This is a genomic window from Pseudomonas sp. DY-1 (assembly GCF_003626975.1).
Lineage (GTDB): Bacteria > Pseudomonadota > Gammaproteobacteria > Pseudomonadales > Pseudomonadaceae > Metapseudomonas.
On record NZ_CP032616.1, the window covers coordinates 5,857,619 to 5,874,203 of the forward strand.

General features: G+C 63.4%; 16 protein-coding genes and 1 pseudogene. 8 read left to right on the forward strand and 9 right to left on the reverse strand.

Features of this window, described 5'->3' with window-relative positions; all coding sequences use genetic code 11:
- The first annotated feature begins 20 nt into the window (after positions 1 to 20).
- Together D6Z43_RS27560 and ycaC are read left to right on the forward strand one after the other, a co-directional pair.
- Positions 21 to 1,859, forward strand: a complete 1,839-nt coding sequence (locus D6Z43_RS27560) for an amidohydrolase (RefSeq protein ID WP_120655385.1) — start codon at positions 21 to 23, stop codon at positions 1,857 to 1,859.
- 188 nt (positions 1,860 to 2,047) lie between these two features.
- Positions 2,048 to 2,671, forward strand: a complete 624-nt coding sequence (gene ycaC / locus D6Z43_RS27565; RefSeq protein ID WP_120655136.1) for an isochorismate family cysteine hydrolase YcaC — start codon at positions 2,048 to 2,050, stop codon at positions 2,669 to 2,671.
- Positions 2,672 to 2,867: 196 nt separating this feature from the next.
- On the opposite strand, the pseudogene D6Z43_RS27570 reads toward ycaC, so the two are convergent.
- A pseudogene (locus D6Z43_RS27570) lies at positions 2,868 to 3,026 on the reverse strand (alpha/beta hydrolase); the annotation flags it as partial.
- Between the two features lie 199 nt (positions 3,027 to 3,225).
- Here D6Z43_RS27570 and D6Z43_RS27575 point away from each other — a divergent pair.
- Both D6Z43_RS27575 and D6Z43_RS27580 read left to right on the forward strand, forming a co-directional pair.
- On the forward strand, positions 3,226 to 4,062 hold the full coding sequence (locus D6Z43_RS27575; RefSeq protein WP_120655137.1) for an AraC family transcriptional regulator: 837 nt from the start codon (positions 3,226 to 3,228) through the stop codon (positions 4,060 to 4,062).
- 70 nt (positions 4,063 to 4,132) lie between these two features.
- The gene (locus D6Z43_RS27580; RefSeq protein ID WP_120655138.1) at positions 4,133 to 4,903 is read left to right on the forward strand and encodes an ABC transporter substrate-binding protein; all 771 of its coding nucleotides are present in this window, start codon (positions 4,133 to 4,135) and stop codon (positions 4,901 to 4,903) included.
- A gap of 15 nt (positions 4,904 to 4,918) precedes the next feature.
- Here the strand turns inward: D6Z43_RS27580 and D6Z43_RS27585 are convergent, their stop codons facing one another.
- A complete protein-coding gene (locus D6Z43_RS27585) occupies positions 4,919 to 5,821 on the reverse strand; it encodes a LysR family transcriptional regulator (protein ID WP_120655139.1) in 903 nt (300 codons plus the stop codon).
- Between the two features lie 308 nt (positions 5,822 to 6,129).
- Here D6Z43_RS27585 and D6Z43_RS27590 point away from each other — a divergent pair, with 308 nt between their 5' ends.
- Together D6Z43_RS27590 and D6Z43_RS27595 are read left to right on the forward strand one after the other, a co-directional pair.
- Entirely contained in the window at positions 6,130 to 7,635 is a 1,506-nt protein-coding gene (locus D6Z43_RS27590; RefSeq protein ID WP_120655140.1) for a cytosine permease, read from the forward strand.
- Positions 7,636 to 7,654: 19 nt separating this feature from the next.
- Positions 7,655 to 8,500, forward strand: a complete 846-nt coding sequence (locus D6Z43_RS27595; protein ID WP_120655141.1) for a nitrilase family protein — start codon at positions 7,655 to 7,657, stop codon at positions 8,498 to 8,500.
- A gap of 82 nt (positions 8,501 to 8,582) precedes the next feature.
- Here D6Z43_RS27595 and D6Z43_RS27600 read toward each other — a convergent pair whose 3' ends face one another.
- Complete coding sequence (locus D6Z43_RS27600; protein ID WP_120655142.1) at positions 8,583 to 8,894, reverse strand: hypothetical protein; 312 nt, start codon at positions 8,892 to 8,894, stop codon at positions 8,583 to 8,585.
- Positions 8,895 to 9,277: 383 nt separating this feature from the next.
- On the opposite strand from D6Z43_RS27600, the gene D6Z43_RS27605 reads away from it, so the two are divergent.
- Together D6Z43_RS27605 and D6Z43_RS27610 are read left to right on the forward strand one after the other, a co-directional pair.
- A complete protein-coding gene (locus D6Z43_RS27605) occupies positions 9,278 to 9,613 on the forward strand; it encodes a DUF2388 domain-containing protein (protein WP_120655143.1) in 336 nt (111 codons plus the stop codon).
- 267 nt (positions 9,614 to 9,880) lie between these two features.
- The gene (locus tag D6Z43_RS27610; protein ID WP_162945882.1) at positions 9,881 to 10,150 is read left to right on the forward strand and encodes a DUF1652 domain-containing protein; all 270 of its coding nucleotides are present in this window, start codon (positions 9,881 to 9,883) and stop codon (positions 10,148 to 10,150) included.
- Between the two features lie 54 nt (positions 10,151 to 10,204).
- On the opposite strand, the gene D6Z43_RS27615 is transcribed toward D6Z43_RS27610, so the two are convergent.
- The 6 genes from D6Z43_RS27615 to ntrB form a co-directional block, all read right to left on the reverse strand.
- Positions 10,205 to 10,711, reverse strand: a complete 507-nt coding sequence (locus D6Z43_RS27615) for a BRO family protein (RefSeq protein ID WP_256660925.1) — start codon at positions 10,709 to 10,711, stop codon at positions 10,205 to 10,207.
- 525 nt (positions 10,712 to 11,236) lie between these two features.
- Entirely contained in the window at positions 11,237 to 11,941 is a 705-nt protein-coding gene (locus D6Z43_RS27620; protein WP_256660926.1) for a hypothetical protein, read from the reverse strand.
- Positions 11,938 to 13,035, reverse strand: coding sequence for a methyl-accepting chemotaxis protein (locus D6Z43_RS28605; RefSeq protein ID WP_371924436.1), 1,098 nt, complete (start codon positions 13,033 to 13,035; stop codon positions 11,938 to 11,940). Before D6Z43_RS28605 ends, D6Z43_RS27620 begins: the two co-directional genes overlap by 4 nt.
- 221 nt (positions 13,036 to 13,256) lie before the next feature.
- A complete protein-coding gene (locus D6Z43_RS27630) occupies positions 13,257 to 14,504 on the reverse strand; it encodes an alginate export family protein (RefSeq protein ID WP_120655147.1) in 1,248 nt (415 codons plus the stop codon).
- A 347-nt stretch (positions 14,505 to 14,851) separates the two neighbouring features.
- Positions 14,852 to 15,643 (reverse strand): ABC transporter ATP-binding protein, encoded by a 792-nt coding sequence (locus D6Z43_RS27635; RefSeq protein WP_120655148.1) that lies wholly within the window; start codon positions 15,641 to 15,643, stop codon positions 14,852 to 14,854.
- A 79-nt stretch (positions 15,644 to 15,722) separates the two neighbouring features.
- Complete coding sequence (gene ntrB, locus D6Z43_RS27640) at positions 15,723 to 16,580, reverse strand: nitrate ABC transporter permease (RefSeq protein WP_120655149.1); 858 nt, start codon at positions 16,578 to 16,580, stop codon at positions 15,723 to 15,725.
- Between the last annotated feature and the right edge of the window lie 5 nt (positions 16,581 to 16,585).

Below are 16,585 nucleotides of genomic sequence, written 5' to 3' on the forward strand. Positions count from 1 at the left end.
CCGCTACTTCAGGGGGTTCCATGTCCGCCGACCTGATCCTGTTCAATGGCCGCCTGCACACGGTCGACCGCGAAAAGCCCACCGCCAGCGCCGTGGCCATCAAGGACGGGCGCTTTCTCGCCGTCGGCAGCGATGCCGAGGCCATGGCCCATCGCGGCGACGCCACCCAGGTCATCGACCTCAAGCAGCGCACGGTGATCCCCGGCCTCAACGACTCGCACCTGCACCTGATCCGCGGCGGCCTCAACTACAACCTGGAACTGCGCTGGGAAGGCGTGCCCTCGGTGGCCGACGCCCTGCGCATGCTCAAGGACCAGGCCGACCGAACCCCCTCTCCGCAGTGGGTACGCGTGGTCGGTGGCTGGAACGAGTTCCAGTTCGCCGAAAAACGCATGCCGACCCTGGAGGAAATCAACCGCACAGCGCCGGACACCCCGGTGTTCCTCCTCCACCTCTACGACCGCGCGCTGCTCAACCGCGCCGCGCTGAAGGCGGTCGGCTACACCAAGGACACGCCCAACCCGCCGGGTGGCGAAATCCAGCGCGACGGCAGCGGCAACCCCACCGGCATGCTGATCGCCCGGCCCAACGCCACCATCCTCTACGCCACCCTGGCCAAGGGGCCGAAGTTGCCGCTGGAGTACCAGGTCAACTCCACCCGCCAGTTCATGCGCGAGCTCAACCGCCTCGGCCTGACCAGCGCCATCGACGCCGGCGGCGGCTACCAGAACTACCCGGACGACTACCAGGTGATCGAGGAACTGGCCCAGCAGGGCCAGCTCAGCGTGCGCATCGCCTACAACCTGTTCACCCAGAAACCCAAGGAAGAGCTCACCGACTTCCAGAACTGGAGCAAGGTGGTCAAGCCCGGCCAGGGCAATGACTTCCTGCGCCACAACGGCGCCGGCGAGATGCTGGTGTTCTCCGCGGCCGACTTCGAGGACTTCCTCGAACCGCGCCCGGACCTGCCGCAGACCATGGAGCAGGAGCTGGAGCCGGTGGTGCGCCACCTGGTGGAGCAGCGCTGGCCGTTCCGCCTGCACGCCACCTACGACGAATCCATCTCGCGCATGCTGGATGTGTTCGAGAAGGTCAACCGCGACATTCCGTTCAACGGCCTGCCGTGGTTCTTCGACCACGCCGAAACCATCTCGCCGAAGAACATCGAGCGAGTGCGTGCCTTGGGCGGCGGCATCGCCATCCAGGACCGCATGGCCTTCCAGGGCGAGTACTTCGTCGACCGCTACGGCGCCAAGGCGGCCGAGCAGACTCCGCCGATCCAGCGCATGTTGGCCGAAGGCGTGCCGGTGGGCGCCGGCACCGACGCCACCCGCGTCTCCAGCTACAACCCCTGGACCTCGCTGTACTGGCTGGTCAGCGGCCGCACCGTCGGCGGCCTGGAGCTTTATCCCCAGGGCCTGTCGCGCGACACCGCGCTGCAACTCTTCACCCACGGCAGCGCCTGGTTCTCCAGCGAGCAGGGCAAGAAGGGGCAGATCAAGGTGGGCCAACTGGCCGACCTCGCCGCCTTGTCGGCGGATTTCTTCAGCGTCGAGGACGAGGCCATCAAGTGGATCGAGTCGGTGCTGACCGTGGTCGACGGCAAGGTGGTCTACGCCGCCGGCGAGTTCGACAAGCTCGGTCCGCCGCAGCTGCCGGTGCTGCCGGAGTGGTCGCCGGTGGCCAAGGTCCCCGGCCACTGGAAGCCCGCCGCGCCGCTCGCCGCCCAGGTGCACCAGTGCGTCGGCGCCTGCACGGTGCACGCCCACAGCCACGAGCGGGCACGGCAGTCGAGCGTGCCGGTGAGCGACTTCCAGGGCTTCTGGGGGGCACTGGGCTGCTCCTGCTTTGCCTTCTGATGGTTCCTTGAGGGGGCGACTTCAATCGCCAAGGGCAGCAACGCTGCCCCCCGGCGAACCCGAAGGGCAGACCTTCGGCCTGCCTGGCGAATGAATTCGCCCCTACAGAGAAAACAGCCCCCCAGGGCAAGCCTGAATTATTTGCGCAGGCCCCAAGCCGGCGCCCTACCCAAGCAAGGAGAACGACCATGGCTACTCCCTACAAGCGTCTCGACAAGGACAACGCCGCCGTCCTGCTGGTGGACCACCAGTCCGGCCTGCTGTCGCTGGTTCGCGACTTCACCCCGGACGAGTTCAAGAACAACGTGCTGGCCCTGGCCGACATCGCCAAGTTCTTCAACCTGCCGACCATCCTCACCACCAGCTTCGAAAGCGGCCCGAACGGCCCACTGGTGCCAGAACTCAAGGCCATGTTCCCAGACGCGCCGTACATCCCGCGCCCCGGCCAGATCAACGCCTGGGACAACGCCGATTTCGTCAAGGCGGTGAAGGCCACCGGCAAGAAGCAACTGATCATCGCGGGCGTGGTGACCGATGTCTGCGTGGCGTTCCCGACCCTGTCGGCCATTGCCGAAGGCTTTGACGTGTTCGTGGTCACCGACGCCTCCGGCACCTTCAACCCGGTGGTACGCGACGCCGCACTGAACCGCATGAGCCAGGCCGGCGCCCAGCTGATGAACTGGTTCGCCGTGGGCTGCGAACTGCACCGCGACTGGCGCAACGACATCGAAGGTTTCGGCGGTCTGCTCGCCGGTCACCTGCCGGCCTACGCCAACCTGATGCAGAGCTACTCGGCGCTGAACGCCAAGTAATCCCAGCGCAAAAAAATGCCCGCATTTGTGCGGGCATTTTTGTTTCGCCGGTGGACATCGAGAGTGATGCCTGGCCAGCCCCAAGGGTGGATGACGCTCTGTTCATCCACCAGCGATGCCGATCCGGGCTCCGATCGTTGGGTCTCGTTCCTCGGCACCAACCTACCGAAGAACATCGTTCTGCACGGCGAATCTCTTACTGCAGGTGCTTCCTCAGCTCGGTACCGGCCTGACGCATGGCCGCCTGCACGGCGGGAACATGGGCCAGCGGGTTGAGCAGGCCATAGTCGTGGATCATGCCGTTGAAGCGCACGGCGGTGACGTCGACGCCAGCGGCATTCAGCTTGCGCGCCCAGCTGGCTGGACTATCGCGCTGGCCGGTGCGGAGTTATTGCATGGGTGTGCTTACTTTCGGCCCGGTACCGGCCAGGGTGGAAATCCGGCGGAGCAATTCCGTCGTCACGGGCGGTGCGAAGGGAAGTCGCCGCGCAAGAACGATCAAGTGCCATCCTCTCCAGCGCGGCACACTCGCTGGCGTCTCGTAAGGAGTGAACATGGAAGACCCTATCGACAAGGCCCTCTGGATGATCGAAACCGATGTCGACGGCCACTTCGATCTCCAGGCCATCGCCGGCGCCTGTGGCGTATCCCGTTTCTGCCTGGCCCGTGCGTTCGTCGTTGCCACCGGCTGGCCCGTGATGCGCTACGCGCGGGTAAGGCGGCTAAGCCGGGCAGCGCGCAGGCTGGCTGACGGGGAAACGGACATCCTCGGCCTGGCCCTGGAGTCCGGCTATGGCTCCCACGAGGCTTTCACTCGCGCGTTTCGCGAGCATTTCGGCCTGACGCTGGAATCCGTTCGAGCACGCGGCTATCTGGACGGCATCCAATTAAGAGAGGCCATGCGCATGCGCCCCACCAGCACCTATCCACTTACCGAACCGCGTTTCGAACAGGGCGAAGAACTGCTGATCGCCGGACTCGGTGAGCGCTTCACCGCCGACAAGTCCCTAGGCATCACCGCCCTCTGGCAGCGCTTCGTGCCCTACATCGGCCGGGTATCCGGGCAGCAGGGTTACGAGACGTATGGTCTGTGCCACAGCCCGGATGAGGAGGGTGGTTTCGAGTACATGGCTGGCGTTCGGGTCAACCGCACAGACGATCTGCCGGCCGGTTTCACCCACCAGCGGCTGCCAGCGCGGCGTTATGCGGTGTTCCGCCATCAGGGGCACATCTCCAGCATCCACGAGACCTTTGCAGCGATCTTCCAGCGCTGGTTGCCGCAGTCCGGATTGCAGGCCGCCGATGCGCCGGAGTTCGAGTATTACAGTGCCGATTTCGATCCCATGGCTGGAACGGGTTGGGTGGAAATCTGGGTGCCGATAAAGGACTGAAAAGGGGGAGACTCGCGGCTTCCCGTCAGCCTAAACTGAGCGGCATTTTCGTCAGGCCCCTTGCACATCCATGCCGAGTACGCAGGTATCAAGTCGTTGCCGAGCGTTGTGGTTCGTCGCGCTGCTGCTGGCCAGCGTGTGGCCGCTGTTCGGCCATGCCGGCCAACCGGCCGAGTACCGCATCGGGGTGGAACAGGTGGATTACTACCCCATCTACTCCGCGGTGCCGCCAGACAACGAATACCGCGGCTATGCCCGTGACCTGCTGGACCTCTTCGCCACCCGGGAAAACCTGCGCTTCATCTATGTGGCGCTGCCGGTGCGGCGTCTGTCCCATTCCTTCTGGAGTGGACGACTCGATCTGGTCTTCCCCGACAACCCGCGCTGGGCAGAGCCGCAGAAGCCCGCCGGAATCACCTACTCGCAGCCGGTGCTGCAATTCCAGGACGCCATGCTGGTGTTGCCGGAGCGCAAGGGCCAGCCGCGCAAGAACTTCCGCCGGCTCGGCTTCGTCCGTGGTTTCACGCCGTGGAAGTTTCAGGACGACATCGCTGCCGAACGGGTGGTCATCGAGGAGGCGCCCAACCCCGAGGGACTTATCCACATGGTCATGGCCGGCTACATAGACGCTGCCAACATGGCGCAGCAAGTGGCTAACTTCCACCTCAAGCACCTGGGGCGGGAAGGCGGCCTGGTGATCGAGTCGTCATTGCTGCCACTCAGCGACAGCTACTACCACCTCTCCAGCATCCAGCACCCTGAGCTCATCCACCGTTTCGATGCCTTTCTCCAGCGTGAGCAAGCGGCGATTCAGACGCTGAAGGCGAAGTACGGTTTCTAACGCCGGGGCAGGCGGTCAGGCCAGTTCGAAGGCATCCATCAATTCCGCGAGAAAGGTGCTCACCAGTTCGCTCTGGCGGATGGAATGCCGGACTGCCGCGTGGAACTGCACTTCATAGCGAAACTGGTTCGGGTTGAGGGCGCGGAGCTGGTCCAGTTCAACGTGGCGTGCCGCGTAGTGCTCGGGCAGAAAGCCCAGGTGCTGGCCAGAAAGGATCAGCAGGGCAGCGCCATCCATGCTGTCGGTGAGAGCGGTCATGCGGTCGATCGAGGTAGGGGCTGGCATTTCCGGCAGCGGGTGACTGGGCCAGACCCACTCGTGTTCGGCCACGTCGGCGACTTGTAGCGTGCCAGCCTGGAGATAGAGCGGGTGCGAGGCACTGCAATAGGCAGCCTGGGTTTCGCTGAACAGGGACAGATAGTCGAGGTTGTCGAGACGCCGCCAGAAATAGCCGATGGCCAGGTCCAGATGGCCATTGATGAGCTTCTCTTCGAGGAAGGCGGACGACAGCTCGGTGAACTGGAAGTACAGGCCCTGGTTGCGTGCGCGCAGGCGAGCGATGGCCAGGGCGATCTTCTTGTTGGCCGTCGGGTCGATCTGTCCGAGCAGGCCGATGTTCAGCGTGCCGGAGAGGGTGCGGTTGATGTGCTGCACTTCAAGGCGAAAGCCCTCGGCAGCTGCCAGCAGGCGCCGCGCCGCTTCGACGAACTGGCTGCCCTTGGACGTCAGCGCGAATCCCGCCCGGCCACGTTGGCAGAGGCGGAAGCCCACGCGAGTCTCAAGTGACGCCAGTTGCGCACTGATAGTGGGTTGCGAAGTGTTCAGCGCAGTCTGCGCAGCGGAAATGCCTCCTGCCTCGACAACCGCCAGGAACACGCGGATCAGACGGATATCCAGTTCGGATACGTTGCCCAGCATGGGGCCTCCGGGAATGCCTTACATAGAAGGCGATCTATGTGAACAGTTGGCCCGCGCTATTTTACGAATTCGGCAGGGCACCTAGATTGCTGCTTCAGCGACGGCTCGATCCCAATCAGGATGCCGGGAATAGCCGGGTCGCCAGGCGTCATCATAGGTCGCCGCAGAGGGCGTTCGCCACAGGGCTTGGGCAGCGCCATCTCACCCAACATAGATGAACCCGATGTATGGCTGGCGCCTTGCGTGGCCCGCTGACCGCATCATCACAAGAACAACAGTTCGCTCGACCAGGAGCGAAGGAGCATCCCATGTCAGGGTCCACCCAGCCCGTTCACGCGGCTGACGCCAGCGCCGGATTGGCCATCGAAGGCCACTCGATCGACTACATCCCCGAATCCGAGCGCCACGCCCGGCTCAGCAGCCAGGGGCCGTTCTGGTTCCTCGGCAACTTCCACTTCTTCACCATCTCCATCGGTTTCGTCGGGCCGAGCCTGGGGCTGTCTGCCCTGTGGACGACCCTGGCCGGTGCGCTGGGCATCATGTTCGGCACCTTGTTCATGGCCTTCCACGGCTCCCAGGGGCCGGAGATGGGCCTGCCGCAGATGATCCAGTCCCGTGCGCAGTTCGGTTATCGCGGGGTGGTGCTGGCGTTGATGGCGACCCTGTTCGTGTTCGTCGGCTTCAACGTGGTGAACGTCTCGCTGATCATCGACGGCCTGAAAAATGTCTTCGGACTTGAGCCGCTTCCCGTGGCCTGCGCGGTGATCGCCGTCGGCGCGCTGCTGTCGATCTATGGCCACGACCTGATGCACAAGGCCTTCAAATGGGCATTGATGCTGACCCTGCCGCTCTACGCGCTGGTGACCGTCGCGCTCATGTTCGGCGCCGGGCAGTCGGAGGCAGTCGAGCCGGCCAGCCTGGGCTTCACCTGGGTTGCGTTCGTCACCCAGTTCGCCATCGCGGCCAGCTACAACATCTCCTACGCGCCCTATGTATCTGACTACTCGCGTTACCTGCCGAAGAACACCAGCCGACCCAAATTGATTGCGGCGGTGTTCCTCGGCGCTTCGCTCTCCGGTGCCTGGATGATCGGCCTCGGCGCCTGGCTTGCGCAGTTGCTGCAAGTGTCCGACGCACTGGTGGCGCTGGATCGCGTCGGCACGGCCGTGCTGCCGGGGCTGGGCCATGTTCTGGTACTGGTTTCGGTGGTCGGCTTCCTGCCGGTGATCGCGCTCAACACCTACAGCGCCATGCTTACCCTGCTGACTGGCATCGACTCGGTTCGCCGCATCAACCCGACACCGCGTGCGCGGGTGCTGTCGATCCTCATCATCACCCTGGTGCTGCTCGCCTGTGTGATGTCGATCCGTGGCAATGGCATCTCCATCCTCAATACCTTCCTGGTGCTGATGCTCTACTTCCTCGTGCCGTGGACCGCCGTGAACCTGGTGGACTACTTCTGCGTGCGCAAAGGCCGCTATGCGATCCCCCACTTCTTTACGCCGAATGGCATCTACGGCGCGTGGCAAATGCGCGGCATCGTCGCCTACGTGGTGGGCTTCGTTTGCATGATCCCGTTCTTCTTCATCTTCGATGCAGCGGCAGGCCAGGAGGTCTTCGTCGGCCCCATGGCACGCCTGCTGGACGGCGTGGATATCGCCTGGCTGGTAGGGCTGGTGGTGTCCGGCCTGACCTACTTCATCCTCAGTCGCTCGCTCGACCTGGAAAGCGAACGCCGCATCATCGATGCCATCAGCGAACGCGACATCCTCGAAATGACCCGAGCTGGCGCAAGCCAGGAACCGCGAGCCTGATATCAGGGAGTACTGCCCAGTGAACGCATCCCGAAACCTCAAGGTCGCCTGCTGCCAGTTGGCGCCGAAGATCGGTGACCTCGCCCACAACCGCCGCATTGCCGAGCGGGCCATCCGCGCGGCTGCGCTGCAAGGCGCGCGAGTCGTGGTGCTGCCGGAGCTGGTGCAGAGCGGTTACGTCTTCCACGACCTGGCCGAGGCGCTGGCTTCGGCCGAAGCCGTGGACGGGCCGACGCTGCAACTCTGGCAAGCGCTGGCCCGCGAGCTTGAGATCGTCATCGTTGCCGGCTTCTGCGAGCGACTCGATGATCAGCGCGTTGCCAACAGCGCCGCCCTGGTCGATGCCACGGGAGTGCGCGCCCTGTACCGCAAGGCGCACCTGTGGGATGCCGAAAACGCCATCTTCACCACTGGCAACGAACCGCCGCCAGTGGTGGAAACCGCCTTCGGACGGATCGGCGTGATGATTTGCTACGACCTGGAGTTCCCCGAGTGGGTGCGCCTGCCGGCATTGGCTGGCGCCGATTTGCTCTGCGCGCCGGTCAACTGGCCGGACGGCCCGCGCCCGCCCATCGAACGCCCGGCCGAAGTGGTGCGCGTGCAAGCCAACGCTGCGGTCAACCGCCTGTTCATCGCTGCCTGTGATCGGCATGGCAGCGAGCGCGGGGTGAACTGGGTGCAGGGCTCGGTGATCGTCGATCCGGACGGCTACCCGTTGGCTGGGCCGGCGGAAGAGGGCGGGGAACAGATTCTCGTCGCCACCCTGAATCTGGATGAAGCGCGCAACAAGCGCATCAGCCAGCACAACCACCTGCATGAGGATCGTCGGCCGGAGCTGTACGGGGCAGGTGGACTGCTGGAGTGAATGGCGGCTGCGAGGTGCATTGCGTGGTCCAAAGCCTGCACAGAGAAAAGCCCCGCTTGAGGGGCTTTTCCTTTTTGGAATGTCAGTTCGCTGCGTTGTTCGTGGTTTGCTCCAGGGATGCGGCCTGGCGCAGAGGCTGCGTTTCCCTGATGCAGAAGAGGACCATATGGAAGTCGCTGCCCCATTCCGACTCGCATTGGCCGCGAATGGGGCCGCTGTAGCTGGCAACGGCTTCGGCTGACTGGCGTTGCTCTTCTACGCAATAGCTGCGCATGGCATCACCGCTCCATTTCTCCAGGCAATGTGCCTGGATGGCCGATTCGTCGGCCTGGGCGCCAGTCAGGACGCCGGTAGCCATTGCTGCAGCGGCGATCAGACGTTTTCTTTGCGACATAAGTACGCTCTCTTCCTTCGAAATGTCGGCCCTCCGTGGCCTGCGAGTTACACGAAGCAGTGAGATGAATTCGTGGTTGTGAACAACCGGAGCCCTGACCGCCACGCTTGGGTGCACAGTGGTGGTGCAGTCTAGTACAGCTCCGCCTTCTTCCCAGATCACCCCATGGTGGCCCGACGTCCGGTATACGGAAGCGGCGGGGAAGGCGCGCATTTTTCCATGCAGGGACTTCACCCCACCTAACCTGGATCAATGGTTTCCGATGCAGGGCTGGCGACCGGATGGACGGCGGGCCTATCGATATGAACGAGATTTGTGGGAAAGCCAGGAACTCGTTTCGCGTGCCGCAATCTGAGGGGAACGCAAACACCCAAGGAGTCACCATGCGTTTCCGCAACACCGTTGCCACCCTCGCACTGATCGCTGTGCCATTCGCGTCTGCCGTTGCCAAACACGACCACGACGATCACGACGACCTGCTGCGAAATCTCATCTCCACCGGCGCTACCACCGCCTCCAGCTACATCACCAGCGGCGGCGACGATAAGCTCGTAGGACCGGTGAAGGACGACGCCAGCAGCTTCATCGCCAGCGGTGGCGAAATCCGCGGCCCCTATCTCGAAGCCGAACTGCAACGGATTCGCAGCGCGAACCCGAGCCTGAGCGAGCGCAGTGACCTGGATCTGGCGAGCGCCATCCTGGCGGGTGACTCGCAGTAATCAAGCGGCAGCGCTTCGCGCAAGCGAAGTGGAGGGACAGGGAGGTCCTGCCTCATTTCGCCGTACTGTGAATGAGCCATTCGGCGGCGTATTCCCTGGCGCGCAGGACGCCTCGGGAGCGGCCTGGACGGCCCTGTTCGGGGGTGTACTCCAGGGTCTTTAAGCTTCCCGCCGAACGGTCGATATCAGGCCCCTTTCCCCGCTTTCCGTGAGCTATACCCCTTCCACGCGTTCTGTTCAGAACGCGCGTACGATCTGGGGAGAGCAATGAGAGCCAAGCTGGAACATCGATTGCAAAAGCGGCTGGAAGCGTTGCTACCCGGCCATGTCATCAATTGCCAGATCGGCGCCGATGGCATTTTGGCGCTGACGGTGCGTTGGCCTGCCTCCGGCGAGAGCATGGCCATCACCGGTATCACCATGCAGTCCCTGCTGGGGCGTGAAGCCCTGGAAAATACCGTCGATCAGATTCTGATCGAGATCAGTGCCGCTCGTGGTGAGTTGCCCCTCCTTCTCACCCAGCGGAAGGCGGAATAGAAGAGCAAGGGGCGATTAGGGGACAGATCTGTTATCTGCCCCCCTGCCTCTCTGTTATCCGACCACCACTGGTTCTCGCTCCAGCAAACGCGAGCATTCATTCAGCGGCAGCCACGCCTTGCCCTGCCAATGCAATACCTCCAACTCCCGCCCCAGCCAATGCAGCACCCTGCGACAGGGTCGCTGGCCGTCGAAGCGTTCTTCGCTGCGCAGGCGCGGGATCACCTGCCGAGTTATCCACTGGCGTATGCAGCGGTTCTCCGGGTGATAGAAGTGGATCAGCGTGGCATACAGGCCGGAGTCGCTAACCAGCAATTCCTCCTGGAACTCGCCATGGCTGTTGCGCATCCAGGCCCTTTGCACCTGATCTTCATCGAGGTTGCGTTGTATCCGTTCGGCAAGCTGGGGATGTGCCATCAGCCGGGCGAGATCGTTGACGGCAAACCAGGGCTCGTCGTCCAGCAGCAGTGCACGGAGCTGGCGTTTGTGGCGAATGAAGGAGAGGGGGAGCAGGACTTCGACGTCAGTCTGCTGCGCGGGGAGAAAGGGGAAATCGGGCATATCCATTACCTCTGCTTGATGGAGCAGCTTTCTTAGGGCTGTTGGAGTCGGGAGCTAAGAAACCTCAAGCAGAAGGCCGGGCATATTTCCCTTTCGGGTGTTGTATTAGCCCACTCCCGACAGTGCAGAGTTTTGCGGACGCGAGTATGCCGCGAGCACAAAAAAGCCGCTGAGCTTTCGGGAGCGGTGATCCGCTGCTTGATAGGCGTTTCTTAGGCGCCAGCGAAAGAGGGTATGGACGGTGCCGGAAAGCGGCAATGTCGAAGGCGTGTGCGAAAGGGCTGATTGGGGAAGCGGATTCTGGGCGGCTCAGAGGCCCAGAAACGAAAAGACCATCAAGTGGGCCTTGATCTGAGGAGGTCTGGAGCGGGCGAAGGGCATCGAACTCTTATGACCTGTCCCCGGAAGACGCTCGACTACGCAACTGGCGGTCGGTAGTGAATGGCAGCTACCGGTTGAATCCACAGTTGATTGTGGACACCAGTACGTCACGGGAGCGCTCCTGGCATCCAATGAGGCGTCAGGTCATGAGGCTCGGAAGTGCCCAGCAGGTCGAATACCACTTTGAATCGCGTCGATTCGTGCGTCGATCAGCGGAGTGAGCAAGGCATAGAGGTCGGTAGGCTGGAGTGCGGTTCGCTGTACACCCATTAGCTCAGTGGACAGACGCCCCAGGGCCGCGCGGAGGGGCACGTCTGCATTCTTCAGCAGGCGATCATGCAGGTACTGCAGCTGAATGCGAAGCTCCAGCGGGCAGTGTTCCTGGGCAGCCGCGCGAATCGAAAGACCTCGCAGTCGGCCGAGCTCTTCGACTTGCCAGCATCGCTCGGCGACCTCCGGTGTCAGTGCCAGCAGGTGGCAACGTTGCAAGTCCAGGTGCTGGATGTGGGCAAGCAGTTGCTCCAGCAAACGGCAATGCCCATCGAAGTCCTCCGGCGTGCGCAGCAGGCCTTGCCAGGTTCGATAGTGCCCCGACGCTGTCCAGGCCAGCCAGGACTGTTCCAGTTCGGCTGCAAGCTTCTGGCGGTGGTGCAGGGCCTCGCCACTGCTCTGAGCGCCCAGCGCACGATGGCGCTGGACGCCCTGCATGAGCACCAGGCCCAACTGCAACATGGTGCGCAGTTCTTCTTGCTGGCGGTACTGCCGGCGTCGATTGGCCCACAGCAGGGCCATGCACGACGCGGCGAGGGCCGTCAGTACGGCCAGTGCGGGCAGGCTCTGCATGATCATAGCGTCGCGTCGCTTGTGAGTCGGGTGAGGTAGCGGGTCAGGTCATGCAGGTCGTGGGTCTGTCGGCTTTGCACCTGAAGGCTGGTGCTGATCTGTTGCAGCTGTTCACCGAGGTCCTGGTTCGCCTGGTGATGCTCGACCAGGGCCTGTTGCATGTTGTCGAAACGCTGCAGGTTTTCCTGACTTTTGCGGGCCAGCCGATCAAGGCTCTCGGCGAGGCTGTTGCTCTGGCCGCTACCCCGCTCCAGCAGCTCGCGGTGATGCTCGACCTCATGGCTCACCTGCTTCACAGCTTCGGCAATGGCCGAGGCTGCAGCGATTATCTCGCGCGTGGTCCTGTCGGTAGCGGTAGCCATCTGCCGGACTTCGTCGGCCACCACCGCGAAACCGCGACCTTGTTCACCGGCGCGGGCCGCCTCGATCGAGGCGTTCAAAGCCAGTAGTTGGGTTCGCTTGGCCAGGTCCTGAATGCCATGCACCGACTGCTCGACGAGCGCGGTGCTGTGCAGCAATTGCGTCACAGCTCGGGCGGTGTCGCCGAGGCTGCTGCGTATGTCCGCCATCCCTGCCCCCAGTTGCCGAGCCGCCTGGCATCCTTCCTCGCCCTGGGCATGGGCGGCCGCGAAATCCGTCCGGGCGCTACTGGCCATTTCGTCCACGCTGACCAGGCTGCGCTCAATCTGTTCGCTGGCGGCTGCGATCATGTTCACCCGCTGGCTTTGCTCACCGCCCTGGACATTGGCTTTCTGCGCCAACTGTTCCAGCGCCTGGCTGGCGAAGCGCACCTCGCTGTTGAGGCGATCATTGCCGCGCAGTCGTTCACTGCACTCGACCAGCAGGTTGGCCTGGTCGTTGGCGGATTGAGTGCTGAGCAGGCGCGCCAGTTCGTCGAACCAGAAGGCTTCGCTGCAGCGCTGGCGCAACTGATGTAGATGCAGGGAGATCGCCAGGTAGAGCGTCACGAGGATAAATCCAAGCGCCATGACCGGCTGACCTGCATATGTGCAGGCCGCTGCTCCCAGTGCCGTCCCGATGGGCAGCCATGCACCGGATTGGACACTGGCGACCAGGGCGATACCTGGCTCGAATGGCAGGGAGGTCGTCCGTCGTCGAGGCGTTCGCCGGAGGTCCTGAGCGAGTCTGGTCGCTCCGTCGATTCCAGTTACACCGGAGTCAGCGAGATTGCTCATGCAGGGATTCCCACGTGGAGTGAAGACTGTGCGTTGTCCATGATCGTGCCGCGTCCTCGTGAACGGTTCGGCGGGATCGGTGTGGGGCAAGACGCCCGCACACCGATGTACCCACCAATTTGCGGTTAGTAGGTGTATTGCACCTGCACCCAGAGCTTGTCGGTATCGACCGTGCGGGCTCGATCATCCGAGTCGTAGCTGGCGTACTTGAGCAGTCCGACCAGGCCTTTCACACCTGGAATCGGGTGCGCATAGGACAGGTCGATCTCGCTGCCGTAGCTGTCGCTGCCCTGCTCGGTGTCGAAGTCGTGGTACCAGGCTTGCAGGCTGCCGCCGGCCAATGGCGCGGTGAACCCCAGGTAGGCGTCCTCGATGCCGTCGGCCGGCGTGGTGAGGAACTGGTCGGCCCAGCCCTGAAAGATGTGCTTGGTCGCCAGCGGCGTCTGGAACGCGCGGTTGCCGGGGCCGCTGTCACCACCCAGCACCTCGTACCCGCCCTTGAACTGCACGCCCTTGAAGACATACCCCAATTCCGCCAGGTAGTACTCACTGTCCAGGTCCAGCGGGTTATCGGCGTAGTCCTGCTGGCGTGCGTACTCCAGCGCATAGTTGAAACCGGCCAGCGCACCGTTCAGGCGCAGGCCGCTGGTCCGGCTGGACAAGCTGCCCAGCGGGGAGGTCGCGGTGGTCGCAATGTTGTCCAGGCCGAGCAGGTAGCTGTAGGCGGTCACTGCGAGTTCCGGCCGCACCAGGTACTGGGCATTGAACAGGTGGCTGTGGCCTTCGATGTTGGCCGGGTTGGTGCGGTTGTCGAAGCGGCCGTTTTCCGGGCCAAAGATGGTGTTGATGTTGTCGAGGTAGCTGTAGGTCAGGGTCAGGCCGTCGAGGGGCTTGAGTTGAGCGAGAGCCGCGTCGTAGGTCTGCTCGTTCTGCCGCCAGGCGGAGCCGCCGACGAAGCGTTGGTTATCCAGATTGATGCGCTGGCGGCCAAGCACGGCGCTGCCGAAGGCCTGGTCGTAACGCAGCAGGGCCTGGTTGACTTCGGTGCCGTCGGGGTCGACCACCATGGCGTAGTTGGTCTGGCCATTGCGGGTGCTGTTGTAGGCGGCATCGCCGAGGCGGCTGACGTTGTCCACTTCCACCAGGCCCGAGAGGCCGTACCACTTGCCGGTCTGGAAGCCGACGCGGGTGCGCAGGGTCTGGGCATTGGCGTCGCGCAGGTTGTTGTTCTGGTCAACGTTCTCAAAGCGGTAGCGGGCATCGAGGATGGCTTTGCCCCCAGTGAACAGGTTGCTAACGTCCTCTGCGGCCAGGGCGGCGTGACTGGTGCCGGCAACGGCCAGCGACAGCAGAGCGGGATTCAGCATGTGCATAGCGGTTTTCCTAGGTCTGAAAAGCGCAAAAAAAAACGTCACGGTGTCCGCGCTCCTGATGGAGAGGGGATTCCGCGACGTCGTTGTCGGTTGAGTGGCAGACACGCCGTTGTGCTGACCGGGGAAGGTCTTAGCAGGCACTGTGCCAGTTTGTTCAATTACTTGATTTGCCTGAAGTTTGTTTGGCGCCAAGAACATTTGGCGATTACGTCATGCACATGCGCGGGCAAGGTTGCATTGGTGGGGTGCGAAGCCGGGGACGGGGGCCCCTGCATGGGGCATGCGGGCAAGTCAAAACGCGAAAGCCCGGCACGTGGCCGGGCTTTCGCGAAGGGCAGGGCGGATACCTAAGCAGCAGGGCGCTGCTGGCGTTGGTAGAGGAACTCAAGCACCGCGGTGCGGTACTCGTGGTAGTGGGCATCGTTGGCCAGCGCCAGGCGATTGCGCGGGCGCGCCAGATCGACCCGGACGATATCGCCGACGGTGGCCGCCGGGCCATTGGTCATCATCACGATTCGGTCGGAGAGCAGCACGGCCTCGTCCACGTCATGGGTGACCATCACAACGGTACTGTGGGTCTCGCCGACGATGCGCAGCAACTCGTCCTGCAGGTGCGCACGGGTGAGGGCGTCCAGGGCGCCGAAGGGCTCGTCCATCAGCAGCACCTTGGGTTCCATCGCCAGCGCGCGGGCGATGCCTACGCGCTGTTTCATGCCACCGGAGATTTCACTGGGGTGCTTGTGCGCCGCGTGATCCAGGCCAACCATCTGCAATGCGGCGGCGGTGCGCTCCTTGAGGCGGGCCTTGCTTTCGCGGGCGCCGAAGACCCGCTCCACAGCCAGGTAGACGTTGCCGAAGCAGGTCATCCAGGGCAGCAGGCTGTGGTTCTGGAACACCACAGCACGCTCCGGGCCAGGGCCGTCGATTTCCCGGCCATTGCAAATCAGCCCGCCTTCGCTGGCGTCCAGCAGGCCGGCGATCAGGTTGAGCACGGTGGACTTGCCGCAGCCGGAGTGGCCGATCAGCGAAACGAACTCGCCACGGGCGATGCAGAGGTTGACGTTGCTGAGGGCCTGGAAGCGCCCCTTGCGTGTATCGAAGTGTTTGCTGACACCGGTCAGCTCGACGAACTTGTCCATCAGGGTTCTCCTGCTCTTGGTAGGAGCGAGCTTGCTCGCGAATGCGGTTCGCGAGCAGAGCTCGCTCCTACAGAAATGGTCAGTTGTTGTAGTCGAAGCGCTTGGCCAGCCACAGCAGGCTCTGTTCCAGGGCCAGGCCCACCAGGCCGACGATGATGATGGCGATGAGGATGTGCTCGACGTTGAGGTTGTTCCATTCGTCCCACACCCAGAAGCCCAGGCCGGTGCCGCCGGTGAGCATTTCCGCCGCCACGATCACCAGCCAGGCGACACCGATGGCCAGGCGGATGCCAGTCATCAGGTGAGGCAACACGGCGGGGAACAGGATGCGGGTGAGTACCTTGAACTCGGAGAGCTTCAGAACCCGCGCCACGTTGAGGTAGTCCTGCGGCACGCTGGCCACCCCGGCGGCGGTGTTGAGGATGATCGGCCAGATCGAACTGATGAAGATCACCCAGATCGACGCGGGGCCAGCGGCCTCGAACACCAGCAGGCCGATGGGCAGCCAGGCCAGCGGCGACACCGGGCGCAGCAGGCTGATGATGGGGGACAGCATTCCGGCCAGGAAGGTGAAGCGGCCGATGGCGAAACCCAGGGGAATACCTACCAGCGCCGCCATGCCGAAGCCCAGGCCGACCCGGCCCAGCGAGTGCAGGATGTTCCAGCCGATGCCCATGTCGTTGGGACCGTTGTCGTAGAAGGGATCGGCAAAGAGTTCCAGCGCCGAATGCCAGGTCGACAGTGGCCCCGGCAACCCTTCGCTGCGTGTCGCCACCAGGGCCCAGAGGCCGATGAACAGCAGCAGGCCGAGCAGTGGTGGGACCAGTGCCCGTGCCAGGTTGTTGAAGAACTCCACGGCTGGCTTGGCCAGTCGTGGAGCGGAGCTGGGTGCGGCCTTGGCCGGCAGAGGCAGCGGCGGAGTTACCGGAGCGTTCATCGTTA